General features: G+C 64.1%; 12 protein-coding genes. 6 read left to right on the plus strand and 6 right to left on the minus strand.

Annotated features, from left to right (window positions below):
- Positions 1 to 56 precede the first annotated feature (56 nt).
- Positions 57 to 689: a ferritin-like fold-containing protein gene (locus tag D3I60_RS03100; RefSeq protein ID WP_039210607.1), complete on the plus strand. Its 633-nt coding sequence runs from the start codon at positions 57 to 59 to the stop codon at positions 687 to 689.
- A gap of 157 nt (positions 690 to 846) precedes the next feature.
- On the opposite strand, the gene D3I60_RS03105 is transcribed toward D3I60_RS03100, so the two are convergent.
- Positions 847 to 1,068 (minus strand): DUF3107 domain-containing protein, encoded by a 222-nt coding sequence (locus D3I60_RS03105; RefSeq protein ID WP_173153838.1) that lies wholly within the window; start codon positions 1,066 to 1,068, stop codon positions 847 to 849.
- Between the two features lie 120 nt (positions 1,069 to 1,188).
- Positions 1,189 to 1,782, minus strand: coding sequence for a TetR/AcrR family transcriptional regulator (locus D3I60_RS03110; protein ID WP_253903686.1), 594 nt, complete (start codon positions 1,780 to 1,782; stop codon positions 1,189 to 1,191).
- Between the two features lie 115 nt (positions 1,783 to 1,897).
- On the opposite strand from D3I60_RS03110, the gene D3I60_RS03115 reads away from it, so the two are divergent.
- Positions 1,898 to 5,218 carry a PD-(D/E)XK nuclease family protein gene (locus tag D3I60_RS03115; protein ID WP_262774688.1) on the plus strand — a complete coding sequence of 1,107 codons (3,321 nt, stop codon included), beginning with the start codon at positions 1,898 to 1,900 and terminating at the stop codon, positions 5,216 to 5,218.
- Entirely contained in the window at positions 5,218 to 8,397 is a 3,180-nt protein-coding gene (locus D3I60_RS03120) for an ATP-dependent helicase (protein WP_262774689.1), read from the plus strand. The genes D3I60_RS03115 and D3I60_RS03120 overlap by 1 nt, the downstream gene beginning before the upstream one ends.
- 2 nt (positions 8,398 to 8,399) lie before the next feature.
- Here D3I60_RS03120 and D3I60_RS03125 read toward each other — a convergent pair whose 3' ends face one another.
- Complete coding sequence (locus D3I60_RS03125; RefSeq protein WP_262774690.1) at positions 8,400 to 9,626, minus strand: aminoglycoside phosphotransferase; 1,227 nt, start codon at positions 9,624 to 9,626, stop codon at positions 8,400 to 8,402.
- Positions 9,627 to 9,763: 137 nt separating this feature from the next.
- Here D3I60_RS03125 and nudC point away from each other — a divergent pair, with 137 nt between their 5' ends.
- A complete protein-coding gene (gene nudC / locus D3I60_RS03130) occupies positions 9,764 to 10,741 on the plus strand; it encodes an NAD(+) diphosphatase (protein ID WP_262774691.1) in 978 nt (325 codons plus the stop codon).
- Positions 10,738 to 12,777 (plus strand): ATP-dependent DNA helicase UvrD2, encoded by a 2,040-nt coding sequence (locus D3I60_RS03135; protein WP_262774692.1) that lies wholly within the window; start codon positions 10,738 to 10,740, stop codon positions 12,775 to 12,777. Before nudC ends, D3I60_RS03135 begins: the two co-directional genes overlap by 4 nt.
- Here the strand turns inward: D3I60_RS03135 and D3I60_RS03140 are convergent.
- On the minus strand, positions 12,754 to 13,656 hold the full coding sequence (locus D3I60_RS03140; protein WP_262774693.1) for a hypothetical protein: 903 nt from the start codon (positions 13,654 to 13,656) through the stop codon (positions 12,754 to 12,756). The genes D3I60_RS03135 and D3I60_RS03140 overlap by 24 nt on opposite strands.
- A gap of 570 nt (positions 13,657 to 14,226) precedes the next feature.
- On the opposite strand from D3I60_RS03140, the gene D3I60_RS03145 reads away from it, so the two are divergent.
- Positions 14,227 to 14,778 (plus strand): M48 metallopeptidase family protein, encoded by a 552-nt coding sequence (locus D3I60_RS03145; protein WP_262774694.1) that lies wholly within the window; start codon positions 14,227 to 14,229, stop codon positions 14,776 to 14,778.
- Here D3I60_RS03145 and D3I60_RS03150 read toward each other — a convergent pair.
- Complete coding sequence (locus D3I60_RS03150) at positions 14,762 to 15,316, minus strand: NUDIX hydrolase (protein WP_262774695.1); 555 nt, start codon at positions 15,314 to 15,316, stop codon at positions 14,762 to 14,764. The genes D3I60_RS03145 and D3I60_RS03150 overlap by 17 nt on opposite strands.
- Positions 15,317 to 16,753: a zinc-dependent metalloprotease gene (locus D3I60_RS03155; RefSeq protein ID WP_262774696.1), complete on the minus strand. Its 1,437-nt coding sequence runs from the start codon at positions 16,751 to 16,753 to the stop codon at positions 15,317 to 15,319.
- Between the last annotated feature and the right edge of the window lie 44 nt (positions 16,754 to 16,797).

A 16,797-nucleotide genomic window follows, 5' to 3' on the forward strand; every position in this document is an offset into this window, starting at 1 on the left:
CAAACTCCTTTTAGCGCGTACGCGCTTGTCATGGTGCGAACCGGTAGTCTTGAACTATGCCCGATTCTGTCCCATTGGCCGGTAATGATGCTGCAACGCTCGCACTTCTGGCGTTCGGCGAGCTGACCGGTTTCGAACGTATGGCCACAAACGCGACGACCGCAGCGGATCTGGATGACAAGGTCATCCTGGCGCGGCTGGCCTCTCAGTCATTCGCGAACTTCGAACAGCTCTCACAGCACATCGATCAGATGGGCCAGGATGTGATCGAGCTCTGTCAGCATTTCGAACCGACCTTCAGCACTCTGGCTGAAAGGACTCGTCCTCGCGACTGGTACGAAAGCCTCATGAAGGGTTTCGTCTTCGACGGAATCATGAATGATTTCTACCGCACGGCGGTGGACGAACTCGCGGAGCCCGGATACAGCCTGGCTATTGCAATTCTTGATGATACACGTGCCAGCGAATATGCGCGCAATCGTCTGACATCCGAAGTGGCCGTCGACACACAGCTGGCCTCGCGGCTGGCACTGTGGGGCCGCAAGCTCGTCGCCGAGACCCTGGGACGGGCACGCAGTCTGCTCACCGATCCCTTCCTCGGCCTCGACGAAGATCTCGTCGTCGAACTGATCCCTGCGGTGACGTCGAATCACTCGAAGCGGATGTCGGCGCTCGGTCTCGTCGCCTGATCCCGCGAGGGACACCTGCACCGGCCGCGGACCACGATTCCGCGTCTGCAGGACGATCCTGCGACGGACTCGCGATCCCATGAGAGACGCACGGTTCCGCCGCGAACGCGGAAGGGCCCCGGTCGTTGTGACCGGGGCCCTTCCGCGCAGGCGCAGCTCAGGCGCTGAAGCCCACGCGGCGTGAAGTCTCGGCACCGATTTCGAGGTAGCCGAGCGAAGCGGAGGGAACGTAGACCTGACGGCCTTTCGTATCGGTGAAGGTCAGCAGCCCATCGGACTGGATCTTCTCTTCGATGCGGGCGGCGAGAGCCTTCGCATCCTCGTCCGTTTCGAGGGTGATCTCGCGCTGAGTCTGCTTGACGCCGATCTTGATTTCCATGGTGCTCCTTGTGCCGATGCTCGGTGATCGATGACGGATTGGACTGTGTTCAGCTTAACGTCCGCAGGCTCGGGTTTCTTCCCCATGGATTCCGCTGAAGGCTGAGCGGCCGGTGGAACGTCAGCGATCCGCGAACGACCGCAGTCCGCCCCAGCTCATCTGGGTGAGCAGTTCGACAGCCGTGTCGACGTCGACACCGCGCTGAGAGTCGATCTGCTTGACGACGACCTCGGCGGTGCCGATGAGAGCCCGGCACAGCAGCTGTGCCTCATCGTCGCTGAGGCGGGCGAAGTTCTTCAGCGCCGACACGACCCGTGTCGCCGAACTCTCCCGCAGTGCGCGCAGCTTCTGTTCGGCTTTCGGCTCGTAGACGTCCGAATTGAAGATGATGACGAACTCTTCGCGGTGTGAGACCACGAAGTCGAAATACGCGCGATAGGTCGCGTGCACCTGCTCATGCGGATCGGTCGTCGATCCCAGAGCTTCGGCGAGCCGAGAGTCGAGTAGCGCCGCCGAGGAATCTATGAGTGCCAGGTAGAGGTCCTGCTTCGAGTCGAAGTGCTGATAGAGCACGGGCTTGGACACACCGGCTGCCTCGGCGATCATGTCCATCGAGGTCGTCCGATATCCACGGGTGGCGAAAACGGAGCGTGCGACTCCCACTAATTGGTCGCGGCGCTGGTCACGGGGCAATCTCTGTTGTGGACTCGACATTCTTCAATGCTACGCGAAGACAGGCTGTGCACCGGGCATCCGCGCTGTCACTTTGACGACGCGCCGGTCAGGGGCTCGGAAGTCTCATGTCAGCGGGCCGTGATGGAATACGAGTATGGATGAGATGACGCAGCGGATGGGCAGCACCCTGCTCTCCGGCGGCTGCCTGAATATCATCGGGCGGCCGGGAACCGGGAAGACGACTCTGCTCGAGTCGCTCTACGCACAGCTGGTGTCGACGATCGACCCCGCCTCGGTCCTCGTTCTCACACCCGACCGCGATCACGCCGATGTGCTGCGCAATCGTCTCGAGCTGCCCGCCGACGCGGTTCTCTCCTCCGCCCCGGCCCGCAGTCTGGCGTCGTTCGCTTACGGGATCGCTCGTGCCGCACATACGACGCGGACCGGCGAAGACCTCGAATTCATCTCCGGTGCTGATCAGGATGTGTTCCTCGCCGATCTCCTCGCCGGTCACGAACTCGGTCGTTCCCGCGGCCCGGCGTGGCCGTCGGAGATCACCGCCGAGGTGCGCTCGACCTCGGCCTTTCGAACCGAGGTCCGCGACGCGCTCAACCGAGTGATGGAGTTCGACTTCGGAATGCGCACGCCCGACACGTCGCCGGAGATCGCGGAGCACGTGTTCGACTTCGGTCGCAGCGCCCTGGATCGTGCCCTTGCCGACAACCCCGACCCTCGGTGGCAGGCCGTGGCTGAGATCCTCGACGAATATCTGGGCATCATGTCCATGCCCGGCTACGGGGGCGTCGACTCCGCGACCGTTCTCGCTCTTGCCGCGTTCGAGATCCTCCGCGAACCCGCCGAGGTGACGGCCGGGCGATCGTGGACGTTCGCCCCCGACCGATTGCCCACAGTGGTTCTGGCCGACGGGGTCCAGGACTTCCCTGCCGCCAGTTGGGGAATCCTCGAACAGCTGCGCTCCAGGGGAAGTGCGATCGCTCTGTTCGGCTCGCCCGAGACGGTGACCGGACGTTTCCACGGAGCCGACGCGTCGATCATCGATCGGGCGACAGCCGAGGCCGGCTTCGAAACGGTCGTGCTCGATCGCCAGTGGGATGTCGAACCTGCATTGGCGAAGACCATCGACGGCTTCGGAGCCAGGATCACCACGCGCTGGTCGACCGGTCATATGCCGCGCCCACGTCCCCACGAGGATGCTGTTGATTCTGAGGCTTCCGCTGAGGCGTCGGCGACCGTGGCGCAATCAGCTCCGACAGCGGCACCGGTAGAAGGGCTGTCTCCCGTGTCATCCGAGCCTGCCGTGGAGACGCACGTATTCGAGGGCAGTGCTTCCGGACACCGATATCTGGCCCGTCGGATCACGAACTTCGTCGAACAGGGGCACAGCTGGTCCGATGTCGCACTCATCTGCCGCAATTCGTCGAGTGCTCGCGCGATCGCCAATGAGCTGAGAGCCTCAGGTGTCTCGATCGCCACTCTCATGCAGCCACTCAATGTCGACCCCGCGACCGCACCGCTGTTGGACCTGCTTTCGGTCGCCCCTGATTTCGACGACGACGAGTCGATCGCCGACCTCGCTCTGTCCCTGGCCGGCAGCATCTACGTCCGCCTCGACCCCGTGCAGATCCGCCGTTTCCGACGAGCAGTGCGCCAACAGTTCCCGGCATCCAACAGCACGGCGTCGCTGGCTCAGGCACTGCGCAGCCCGATCGACGATTCGTCCCCACAGGGACTGGCCACGATCTCACGGATGCTCCACGCCGCTGCTGAGGTCGGCACCACCGACCCCCACCAAGCGCTCTGGAGCATCTGGGACGCGGCCGGAGTCGCTGAGAAATGGCAGACCGAAGCCCTGCGCGACCCGGAATCGGTGACCAACGGCTATCTCGATTCGGTGCTGCGGCTGTTCGCGCTGGCCGAGAAGATCGCCGACCGCGGCGGTTTCACCGCTCGCTCGTTCGCCGGCATCGTCGCCGAACAGGACATCGCACAGGACTCCCTGGCCGATACCGCAGGATTCGCCGACCACGTGCTGGTGGGCACCCCGTCCTCACTGGCCCATGTCCGTGTGCCTCTGGTGATCATCGCCGAAGTCAACGAAGGCGTCTGGCCGAACCCGAAGCTGCGCGGCGGAATCCTCGGCCTCACCGATCTCACGGCGGTGCTCGCCACGGGTGAGACGGTCACGGGTGACCCCGGCTACCACGCGCATGCGAAACGGACGAATCTGCGCGAAGAGGGCGAGCTGTTCTTCACCGCGCTCAGCCGAGCCCAGGAGCACGTGATCGTCACCGCCGTCTCCGATGCGGAGACAGAACCGTCCCCGTTCTTCGATGTGCTCACCGCAGGCTCCGCCAAGGGCACCGAGGCGGCCGACGGCTATGCGATCACCCACGAGGATGAGCTGCCTCCGCTGACGGTGCCGGAGATGGCAGCACATGCCCGCGCTCATCTGCTGCAAACGGCTGCCGCGGCCGATGTCGAAGCTACGGGGTCATCGTCGGCGCTTGTGGACGCCACCGCGACCGAAAGCTCCGAAAGCTCTGCGATTCCGGACGCGGATACGCAGTCATGGGCGGCGCTGATGCGGGCGCTCTCAGCTGGCGGCGGGGCGGTGGGGTCACCGACCCAGTGGCGCGAGGCTGAGGACATCACCACGAATGAGCCGCTCTTCACCGACTCCGATACGGTTCGCGTCTCACCCTCACAGGTCGAAGCATTCACCGACTGCTCTCTGCGGTGGTTCCTCACCCGCAACGGTGGTGACCGCCCGATGTCGACAGCCCAAAGTCTCGGAACCATCATCCACGCCGCCGCCGAGAACTATCCGGAGGGCCCCACCTCCGCGATCCGCAGCTTCGTGGAAACTGAGTTCGCGTCCTTGGAATTCGACGCAGCATGGGAACGCGAACGGGAATTCGACGTGGCGATGAACATGGCCGACCGTCTCGGCGACTACATCAAGAAGACTCCGGGCCGCCTCGTCGGAGTCGAAGCACAGGTCTATGCGGTCGGTGTCGACTCGAACGGACGTGAGTGGAAGGTCACCGGACGCCTCGACCGAGTCGAGGAGGTTGAGGGCGGACTGCGCATCGTCGACTTCAAGACCGGCAGGAACGTCGTCGCCGGCAAGGAGATGGACCGGCATGCGCAGCTTGGTGTGTATCAGGAAGCCATCAATTCCGGGACCATCAGGATCGGTGAGGACCAGGAGCTCGATGCACACGCTTTCGGCGCTGAACTCGTTTTCCTGCGCAAGTCGGCTCGCACCGTTCGGGAGCAGTCGGCGCTCGACATCGATGAGAACCCCGACTGGGCGCGTGAACTCATCGACGACGTGTCCGGCAGGATGCGTGCCGCGAGCTTCCCTGCACGGGTCGACCCGCAGAAGTGCAAGTCGTGCCCCGTCCGATCATCGTGCCCGGCGATCGGCCCGAAGATGTTGGAGGAGAACTGATGCGCTTCACCGCCGAGCAGCTTGCCGAGCTCACGGCTGCCGACCCCGCCCAGGCCTTCCCTCCGAGCCCAGAGCAGAAGGTGATCATCGAGGCCGACCCGGCACAGTCGATGAAAGTCACCGCCGGGGCCGGATCAGGAAAGACCACAGTCATCTCTCAGCGAGTGGTGTGGCTGGTCGCCAACGAGTTCGTCTCTCCCGAAGAGATCCTCGGCCTGACCTTCACCCGCAAAGCCGTCGGAGAACTCAGCGGACGCATCCGAGTGCTTCTGTCGCGTCTGCGGCACAACCTCGGCCGGGGTCAGGACCTTTCCCTGCCCGGTCTCGACAATCCGACCGTGTCAACATACAACTCGTATGCCGCGTCCCTCGTCAGCGAACACGGGGTGAGCATCGGCATCGAACCCGAAACTGTCCTCCTCGATGACGCCGCAGCACACACCATCGCCGGGACTCTCATCGATTCGACACCACCCGACGAGATCCCCGGCGATTTCTCCCGCGAGACGATGATCGCCGACGTCATCGCCCTGGCGGGGCAGATGAATGATCACGGCCGTGATGTCGACGACGTCACGGACTATCTCGAGCAGTGTCTGGCTGCCCTGATGTCCAGCAAGGGCAAGCCCGTCGATCCCAATGGACGACGGGCGAAACTCGAAGCGAAGATCCGAACGGCCCGACTGGCTGACGCCTATATGCGCGCGAAACGGCGCAATCTGGCCATGGACTTCTCTGACCAGGTGCGTTTCGCCCAACGCATCCTCGACGAGGTGCCCGCCGCAGCCGAGACCGAGAGAGCCAGGTGGAAGATCGTCCTCCTCGACGAGTTCCAAGACACCTCGGTGGCTCAGCTGAAGCTCTTGCGCGACCTCTTCCACTCCACCGCAGTGACCGCAGTCGGTGATCCCCGACAGGCAATCTACGGTTGGCGCGGCGCCAGCGCCGACAACATGGTGCGTTTCTCATCGGACTTCAGCGACGTCGAATCCCTGTCACTGAGCACAAGTTGGCGCAACGACCGCTCGATCCTGCAGGTGGCCAACCGCATTGCCGCCGGACTTGCTGACAGGAGCGAGTCCCCACTGTCGGCTCGCGATGGTGCGGGGGAGGGCGAAGTCAGCGTCGAGATCAGCTCGGGTGCTCACGATCCCGATTTCCTCACCGCAGGCCTGCGCGCACTCACGGAATGGTTCCATACGGTCCCCGCAGGGTCGTCGAAAGCCGTGCTGTGCCGCAAACGTGCCCACTTCGCGCCGGTCGCGGCGGCGCTGGAAGCCGCCGGATTCGCTGTGCACGTGCACGGTTCCTCCGGGCTGCTGACCGATCCCTTCGTCGCAGATCTGCGCGCGGTGCTCACCGCTGCGGTCGATCCTATGGCCGGCGACGAGATCATGAGGCTCGTCAGCGGACGCATGCTCGGCCTCGGCGCAAGCGACATCGCGGGGCTGCAGGCCTTCACTCGCCGTCAGACCGAGCGGCGAGCATCCGAGCGAGCCGAACCGGCCGCCGAGGAGGTCATCGCCGAAGCCATCGACCAGGCGACGATCGTCGAAGGCATCGATGAGCTCATCGAAGTGCGGCGCGTCCTCGACCAAGGAGCGCGGACAGCTGCTGACAGGGGACTCATCGCTGACTATCAGCAGTCCGGTCTGAGCTCGGAGGCACTGCATCGTCTGGTCCGGTTGGCTCGCGCGCTGCGGGCCACCCGGTCGGGAACGGGCACCGTGGCCTCGATCATCCGCACTGCGATGTCCGAGACCGGAATCGATTCGGATATCTGGGGCCTCAGCGATTCGCTGCGCAATCTGCACAGAGCCTCCGTCGACGCATTCCTCTCCGCGGCCAGCCAGTACTCGGCCACCGATGACAAACCCTCGATCACAGGCTTCCTGTCCTGGCTCAGTCTCATGGAAGCTCACGATGCGCTGAGCGTCGCCGAGCCGACGACGGCAGCCGACGCGATCAACATCATGACCGTCCATGCCTCGAAGGGTCTGGAGTTCGACGCCGTCGCCGTTCCCTCTCTGGTGGTCAAGGACTTTCCCACCGAGCCGCGGGACAAGGAAGGGTGGATGGATCGCACGGCTCTCCCGTACCCGTTGCGCGGTGACCGCGCACACCTCGTCAACTTCGACCTGCGGGAGGCCGAATTCGACACGAAGAAGGCCCTGGATGAGTGGATCGGAGACTTCATCCGTCCACGAATTGCCGACGCGCACGAGGGGGAGGAGCGGCGCCTCGCCTACGTGGCGTTCACCCGTGCGAAGAGGCATCTGTGGCTCGGGGCGGAACTGATGGGTCCGCGCGCGGTTCCCGACCACCCCTCGCCCTTCCTCACCGAAGCGATCGAAGCCTTGGGCCTCGAAGTGGAGATTCCGGAACCTGCCGACGACACGGCGGAGGACCGCATCGAGACCACTCCCTGGCCGGTGCCGCGCACGAAGCAGGTCGCCGCCGCACAGCGAGCCGCCAGTTGGGTCGAAGCGAGCCCGGACGTCAGCTTGGAGACCTTGGCCGAGAATCCGGGAACGATCGGGCGCTTCGCCGCTCAGGCACTGCGCATCGGTGACCGGCCCGAAGCGGTGTCCGCTGCGGCCATGCCCGACCGTCTGTCGGCAACGGCCCTGGTCGCATGGAGGAGGGACCCGCAGGGTTTCCGTACGCAGACCCTGCGTCCGATCCCGGCTCCGCCCAGTCGGGCGGCCGAGATCGGAACGACCTTTCATTCCTGGGTGGAACAGCACTTCGGCCAGTCGAGCATCGATATCGGCGAAGACGAATCGGTGAGACCGATCGACGCCGCGACGGTCGAACGGCTGCAGGCGACGTTCTCAGCCTCCGAGTTCGCTACGCGTCGGGCCGACCATGTGGAGATGTCCTTCGAACTCGTCCTCGGCAGATTCCGGGTGCCGGGGAAGATCGATGCGGTCTTCATCACCGGGGACCATGCCGAGGTTGTGGATTGGAAGACCTCGAAGAAACCCGATGCGGCAGTGCTCGAAGTGATGAAATGGCAGCTGGCGCTCTACCGGTTCGCGATTCTCAGGGTGCATCCGGAGATCGCCGAGGTGACGGGGACGTTCTACTTCGTCGGCAGTGACGACATCGTGCAGTTCACCGACCTGCCTGATGAGGCCGAAGTCGTCGAATGGCTGGAAGCCAACGACATGGGCTGAGATCAGCGGATCCGGCCGGTCTCTTCCCCGTCATCAGTTTCGTCGGCGTCCCGAGTCGGCTCTGTCCGCACCTGCGATCCCGGCTCAAAGTCGAACTCCGAATCGTCATCCGAGGGCGCCGACGGAGGCTGAGCTCCGGGAATGAACACATCGGGGGCTGCGGTCTCCGTGATCGCGGCTTCCACGTCGGGAGCATCAGCCGCTGCCGGGGCAGAGGAACGCGGGGCCGCTCCGCGAGTGTCTCCACCGTCTGCAGGTTCGGTTGCGGAAACAGAAGTCGGTTCCTCAGCAGAGGCGGCTGCATCGGCGGAGGAACCGAACAGGACCTCATTGAACGAGCTGAGGAGCCCGGCGGCATCCTCGACGGCGGTCTCATCCCCGGAGTCGACCGCCTCGAGCAGCCAGTCGAGCACCGCGAATTCGGCCAACAGCTCGGCGCGGGCAATGACATGCTCGTCGGCGCGGGGTCGGGAATTGCGGTACTCCTCGTAGAAGGTCGGCAGGGCGGCAGGATCGATCAGCGCGGAGGCCGCCGCCAGATCGATGGCCGGATCGGCGACGCGCAGACGACCGATCTCGGCGAGTGCGAGCACTCGCTCCTGATCGGTATAGACGCTCGTCTCATCAAGAGAGCCGTGGATGGGCGTGGCGAGGAAATGCCAGAGCGCCACCTTCTCGAATTCCTCCTCCCAATGCTGCAGCAGAGACGACGGGACTCTTCCGGTGCTCGCCGCCTGATCGAGGCGCTCAAGGATGAGGAACTGTGATCGAGAGGGATCCTCCACCGGGAAACCGGCATCGGCGACGGGCTCGGGCGCAGCCGAATGCAGAGTCGCCAGAGCCTGGGCCAGCGAACTGGCCCGCGCAGTGTCGGAGATGGGCACATCTCCCAGAGGCGCACCCGGCAGCGGATCGGCCAGTGTCACAGTCGTCGGGGACGACGTGTCGAAATAGTCGGCGTCCACCTCGGTGATGGCCCGCAGACGCGGCCATACGAAGTCAGCGTGTGGATACATGGACTCGTAGATTCGTCCCGCCTCGGCTGCTGAGCCGATGTCCGCGGTCCGATCGAGCTGGGTCTGAGCCGTTGCGACGAGCTGCTGATCGTCATCGCCGAGTAGGACTCTGACTCCGGCATCCAGCGGCGGCAGGGGTGTCCATGTCGTCGGGACGAAGCCGTCGAGCATCGTCGCCGCGATCGCAGTCAACTTGAGCGCCTTGGTATCCACCTTCCCCAATCTACCGTCTGGGTTCGGCTGAGACACGGGACTCGCCGTCGAGCGTGTCTGCCGAGGGAACATTCGGGCCCTGTCAGGCATTCACGGTCACGGTCGTCGTGTCAGGACGCTGAGATATCGTGGAGGGCATGAAGCCATTGCCTCCAGTGCAGCCGATCAGCCTCGCCCGACACGGAATCGATCGGGACCATCTGACTCGGGGCCAAGACGGAGAACTCAGCGAGATCTGGGCCTCAGGGGCCCGCGCCGTCTTCGAACATCGCGGATCGCTGCTCGTCGCCGGTGGTGGGCTCTTCCTGACCGACTGCGAAGCTGTGCCGGAGGGTCAGACGGAGGTCTACCTCGGACAAGACCCACAGGGCACCCGCTATATCGGAGTGTCCTTGGACGACGACGGTCGCAGCCACGTCGATTCCCGATTGGACGCCTCGCGCGCCCGGGACGCCACCGATCTGCTGACCGCGCCGGGAGAGGGGATCGACAGTTCCGAACCCGTCTGGCTCCCCCTGCGTCATCTCGCCGAAGCCCTTGACGATGTGCAGGTATCCTTGGCCTGCGAGATCGTCGGTTTGGGAAACTGGCATCGTGCACACCGGTTCTCCCCGCGTACCGGCACCCCGACCACTCCGATCATGGGCGGATGGGTCCGCCGCGATCCGGAGACCGGAAGCGAACACTTTCCCCGCACCGATCCGGCAGTCATCGTCGTCATCGTCAACACCGATGAGGACGGAGTCGAACGTGTCCTGTTGGGAAACAACGCCGCCTGGGAATCCGACCGGTATTCGCTCCTGGCCGGATTCGTCGAACCGGGTGAGACACTCGAGCACGCGGTGATCCGCGAGATCTGGGAAGAAGCTCATCTCGAAGTCACTGAACCGCGGTATCTGGGCTCTCAGCCGTGGCCGTTTCCCTGTTCGCTCATGCTCGGCTTCTCGGCCGTCGCTCCCAGCCGAGACTTCGCCGCCGACGAGGCGGAGATCGCCTCGCTGCGCTGGTTCACCCGGACGGAGCTGCGCGCTGCCATTGCGAACGGCGAGGTGCGCGCTCCCTCGACGATCTCCATCGCCGGTCAGCTCCTGTACAGCTGGTTGGACAACGCATGAACGCTTCGGCCACGGCCCTGCTCGAGGCCTTGGACGAGGAACAGCGCGCCGTCGCCACCCATTTCGATTCACCGGTGATCGTCCTCGCCGGTGCCGGCACCGGTAAGACCCGCGCCATGACGCACCGGATCGCCTTTGGAATTGCGTCGGATGTTTTCCCTGCCAACCATGTCCTCGCGCTGACATTCACCGCCAAGGCGGCGGGGGAGATGCGCTCACGCCTACGCGGACTCGGAGTCCCCGCGGTCCAAGCCCGCACGTTCCACTCCGCAGCGCTGCGTCAGCTGCGATTCTTCTGGGACCGGTTCGCCGAAGGAGACTTTCCGCGGATCATCGAGAACAAGGCGGGCATCATCGGCTCGGTCATGCAGAGCCTCGGGTTGGAGACCAGTCGGGAACTGACCAGAGACGTCGCGTCGGAGATCGAGTTCGCGGCGTCGTCCCTGCTCGGCGTCGACGACTATGCGACGAAGGCGGCGGCCCGGGACCTCCCCGGTCAGCTGAGCGTCGACGATATGGTGCGGATCTTCGAAGCCTACGGGGAGGCGAAGACACGGGGACGGCTGCTTGATTTCGATGATGTGCTCCTCGTGCTCTCGGGAGTTCTGGCCGAGTATCCGGCGATCGCAGCCGAGATCCGCGAACAGTACAGGCACTTCGTCGTCGACGAGTTCCAAGACGTCTCGCCGCTCCAATACGATGTTCTGTCCCGGTGGCTGGGCCCCCGTGACAATCTCTGCGTCGTCGGCGATCCCGCTCAGACCATCTATACCTTCGCGGGAGCCGATGCGAGCCTGCTCGGTTCGCTCAGCACGTCGATGCCCGCGGCCAGAACGATCCGCCTGGTGCGCAACTACCGGTCGTCCCAGGCCATCGTGTCCACCGCGAACAATCTGCTGCGACACACCTCTCGGACCGCGCTGACCTTGCGGACCGACAACCCGATGGGCCGCCAGCCGCGCATGGTGGAGTATCCGACCGACGAGGCCGAGGCCACCGGGGTCGTCCAGGCCATCTCGGCAGAGATCCAGGCCGGACGTCGTCCGCGCAACATCGCAGTTCTCTTCCGTACGAACGGACAGAGTCCTTCCTACGAACAGGCGCTGGCCGCAGCCGGGATTCCCTATGTGCTGCGCGGCGGAGAGCGCTTCTTCGCACGCAAAGAGGTCAAGGAGGCCGTTCTCATGCTCAAGGCCGCACGCGCGACCTCGAGCGGACAGCGTCTGACCGAAGCCGTGACAGAGGTTCTCGGCTCTCTCGGCTTCACCCGAGAGCCGCCGACCGCCGGAGCGGGCAGACAGCGTTGGGAATCGCTCAAAGCCCTCGTCGACCTCGCCGAGGAGCATCAGCACGGTCAGGAACTCCCTGTGCCGATGGAGGTCTTCCTCAGCGACCTGTCGGATCGTGCCGAGCACCAGTTCGCCCCGGACATCGAAGGCGTCACTCTGGCGTCGTTCCACGCAGCGAAAGGCCTGGAATGGGACAGCGTGCACCTGGTGGGTCTCAGCGAAGGTCTGCTGCCCATCAGCTATGCTCAGACGCCTCGAGCCATCGCTGAGGAACGCCGCCTGTTCTACGTGGCGCTGACGCGTGCAGGCACAGACCTGCGGATGAGTTGGTCGCTGGCCCGGTTCGACTCCAAACAGAAACCGAGAAGGTCGTCACGCTTCCTCGCCGAACTCGGCCAGTCCGGACCGACGATGGGAGATGGCCGCTCAGCGTCGAACTCTGCGGCACTCAACCGCTGCCGCGGGTGCGGGAGGGCATTGGTCTCGCACATCGACCGTGCAGTCGGACGATGTGCGGACTGTCCTGCCGACATCGATCTCGAGCTGCTGGATCGTCTGCGCCGCTGGCGTGTGCGCATCGGAATGGAGCAGGGACTGCCGCCGTACCTCGTGCTCACGGACACCTCGCTGTCTGTCATCGCGGAAGTCCGTCCCCGCACCCTCGACGAACTTGCGCGGGTCCCCGGCATCGGTGCGACGAAGCTCGAACTCTACGGAACTCACCTACTGGGTCTGCTCGGCGACTGACCCGAATTCCGGGACCGGAGTGCGACACCGGCAGCGATCGTGGAAGGTCATTCCGCTATCCGTGACCTCGCCGGCATCCAAGCTGACCATGCGTCGGATCGGTGGTGTTTCGGGGCGCAGCAGCGCCTGACGAAGCATCTGAATAACATGAGCCGAACCGAGGATGCGTGCGGCGGGATCGCTCAGGCTCTCACGCTCCGGCAGGGCACGCAGACGCGGATGCTGATCGAGCCAACCGGCATCGCTGTCCTTCCGATGCAGGCAGGAACACACAGAGCACGGTGTCGAACCGGGCCGGATGAGTCCCGTGATCTCCACAGACTGCTCACCGAGGACGACCTGACAGTGGTCGACTTCGCTATCACTGAGCCACATGGCGGAATTGAGATCCGGAACCAGGTGAGAACTCGTGACCACCACCGGTGAAGCCATGAGATCGAGCTCCTCGACACGGCGAGCCGCGGCGACGGCGAATCCGAGAGCCGCCAGCTGCCCTTCGACATGGGAGCGCAATGGACCCGTGACCAGCACAGGCCGGGACCCGAGGACCTGAGAGACCCGATCCGGCGACAGATTGAATATGCGCGCCGCGGCGAAAACCGGGGACCCCTTCGGCACGGTGCCGCCGTCCGCGTCGGCCGGAATGAGGACACCCGCCTCGCCGAGGAGGGTGATGAGAGAGCCCGCCCTGCTGAGGTCGACCCCGAGTTCCTGAGCACGTGAATAGAACTGAGCCGAGCCGATGCCGAGACGGAGATCTTCGATGAGACTGGCGTCACCGAACAGCAGCCCATCGATGAGCACAGGATCATCGGCGCCGAACTGGATGCACGAGGACGATCGCCATGTGATGGGAACACTCGGAAAGATTCTGAACATCTCGGCCCCTTCGCCTCGCCATCGTGGAGACTTCCACAGTAGTGAACGAGAGACAGAATGGCCACGGCAGGATAGGAGTTGTGGATAACCCTGTGGAAAAACGGCTGAGGACAGGCCTGGAAGCGCGTCCCGGCATGCCCTCAGCCGCATAGTGCCCCAGGCGCTCGCGAGGACTCGTGCGGCTTCCCCTTCCGCACGCATCCTCGGGTTTTCCGGGGTCAAGCATAGAACTTATTCCGCAAAAGCCTCCGCGTCAATGCACCGTCATGCACAGACACGTCAACAGCCTGTGGATAACCTGTGGGAATCGCCGTGGAGTCTGTGGAGGAAAGGTGCCTTGAGTGACGGTATGGCTGTTGATAAACACGCTCCCGGGTCGGATCAGCTCCCGTTCTGCGGGGACTGCGATCACCTAGGCGGCTGTGGACGGGGGATCTGCCGCCGAAATTTCAGCAGACTCAGCAAACTCACAAACTCCGAAGGCTGTTCGTCTTCAGAACCGCTTCAGGGACGCCGCCACGGTTCCAGTGACGCTGTCACCGCGTCAGTGCGGTTTCCTATGATGGACCGGTGAGCAGAGCGCAGCGGTGGAGTGAAGAAGAGGTGCTGCGGGCGATCGCCCGGGGAGAGATAGAAGTGCGTCGATCGGCGCGGCGGAAGAAGACCGTCGCCGTGTCGAAGGAGGTCGAGACCTACGTGTTGCGCACTCCCGTTCGCTACAGCGTGGAGCGCAACATCCGTTCGCTGACGGATCTGTTCAATCGCCTCTCCGCCCGTGATCATTCGTCGGATGCCGATCTCGCCGAGTTGGCTGAGGAGATGAGCCGTCGCTTCTTCGGCAGCAGGCTGCGACCGACGTCGATCCGCTGGGTGACGAATCAGAATGTCAGCAGGTGGGCGTCAACCACGACGTCGACGGGTGACATCCGCGTCTCTCATCGCCTGCAGGCCGTGCCGCGCTGGGTGCTGGAGACGGTCGTCGTCCATGAACTCGTCCATCTCCAGATCGGTCCGCACTCGAAGGAATTCCATGCATTGGCCGATCGCCATCCGCGGCAGTCCGACGCAAAACTCTACCTCGAAGGATTCAGCGACGGGGAGCGATTCAGGCGCGGGAGCTGAGCGCTGACACTGCAGAGCGGAAGAGGCCCGGCAGCCGGTCCGGCAGGTCGGGCATGAGGTCATCGGGCAATCGGTCCAGAGGAAACCATGCGACATCGAAGGACTCGTTCGACACATTCGGCGAATCGTCAGTCGAAGCCTGGGCTGCGAAGACGACGTCGAAGTGTCGGGTGCAGGTCCCGAATGCGGCCGAGAGGTCATGCACATGCAAGTCGATGGGATCTGCAGTTACTCGCGTGAGAGGGCGCAGACCGCTTTCCTCTTCGGCCTCTCTGCGAGCGGCATCATGGAGCGAAGCGTCGGCAGATTCGAGGTGTCCGCCGAACTGACCCCACAGGCCGGCCTTCCGGTGGTGGTTGAGCAGAACCGCCTCGGTGACCGGATCGATGACCAGACAGCTGGCTGTGAGGTGGTGCTCACCCCCGGAGCGGTGCAGGGAATCGACGCCCTGCCGGTGGAAGAGCTCCGCGAAGGATTCGGAGAATGAGTTCCGCGGTCCGCGCTCGACTTCCTGCCGGGCGGTTTCGAGATCGATCATTCAGCGATCGTCGCGATCGTCCGAGCTGTCATCGTCGGGGCTGCTGTCGTCGGTCGGCGCAGTGTCGTTGCGATCCGTTTCCTCGGATTCAGTTTTCGCATCGCTGCCTCCGGCGCCCTCGAGGCCCTCGGCGAGGATGCGTGACAGGGCCTCATCGATGCTCGATTCATTGGTCCATTCGGCTTGACGTCGCTCGGAATAACCCAGCGGGTCGTCCAGATCCTGCGTGGTCGGCAGCAGATCCGGATGGGAGAACACGCGATCGCGGGCTTCGGCGCCGCCCTGCGTCTCGAGGTACGCGAAGAGCGCGGCAGCATCGCGGAGGCGACGGGGGTTGAATTCGAGGCCCACAAGGGTTGAGAAAGTCTTCTCCGCTGGTCCGGCAGTTGCCCGCCGACGGCGCAGTGCTTCGCGGATCTGATCGCGACCTGGCAGATGCTTGCACGCCTCATAGACGACAACGTCGACCCACCCGGCGATGACGGCGAGGAGGTTCTCCAATGACGCCAGCGCCTTCTTCTGATCGTCTGTCGTCGGCGGATTGAACAGTCCCTGGCGGATATTGTCGCTGAGGTCGGAGATGTTCGACGGATCGATGTTCGACGCCATGTCCTCGATCTGCGAGGTGTCGACCTTGAGTCCCTGCGCATAACGAGTCAGGGCAGTCTCGACCTGGGCGCTCAGCCACGGGGCGCGCTCGAACAGAGCCAGGTGGGCGAGCTCCTGAGCCGCGAGGTAGATGCGGACCTCGGAGACGTCGACGTCGATTTCGGAAGCGAATGTCTCGACGTTCTTCTCGATGACCACGGCAGTGTCGTGGGGGAGCAGCGGGAGTCCCACCTCGGTGCCGGTGAGGACGCTTTCGGACAGCGCGCCGACGGCCTGTCCGATCTGCATGGCGAACATCGAATCGCTCATCGATCCGAACATCGACGATGCGCCTGCGAGGATGCCCTTCATCTCGGCCGGGACCTGGGACTCGAGCGTGTCCGTCAGGGCCGTGGACATGTTCTCCTTGATGGGGAGCACGAACTTCTGCCAGCCGGGCATCGTCTCCTTGACCCAGTCGGCTCGGCGCAGCGGACGGGCGGAGCGGTTGGCGACGGAGAAGTCGGTGGCCTCGGCGAGCCAGAGCTCGGCCAGACGGAACGCATCGGTCGTCGCCCGCTCGGCGTCCTCGGACACAGAGGGGTCGGGAGTCGGAACGGCCTTCTGAGCGATCGACACTGCCTGGGCCTGCGAATCGGCACCCTGTCCGAAGAGCCCCTGCATCTGATTCATGATCGTGGACATCATCGCCGGATCGATCGAGAAGCCCTGCGGTATGCCCGAACTGTTCTTGTCGTCTCCCTGACCGGATCCGGGACCATTGGCACCGAAGAGCATTCCGAAGATCTGCTCGAACGGATTCTGCTCGTTGTTGTTGTCATCGGTCATTGTTCTACAGCCCCCAAGAATCGGTTTGACATCAACGTTAACGG

The sequence above is a fragment of the Brevibacterium permense genome (genome assembly GCF_025506275.1).
Taxonomy (GTDB): Bacteria; Actinomycetota; Actinomycetes; order Actinomycetales; family Brevibacteriaceae; genus Brevibacterium; species Brevibacterium permense_A.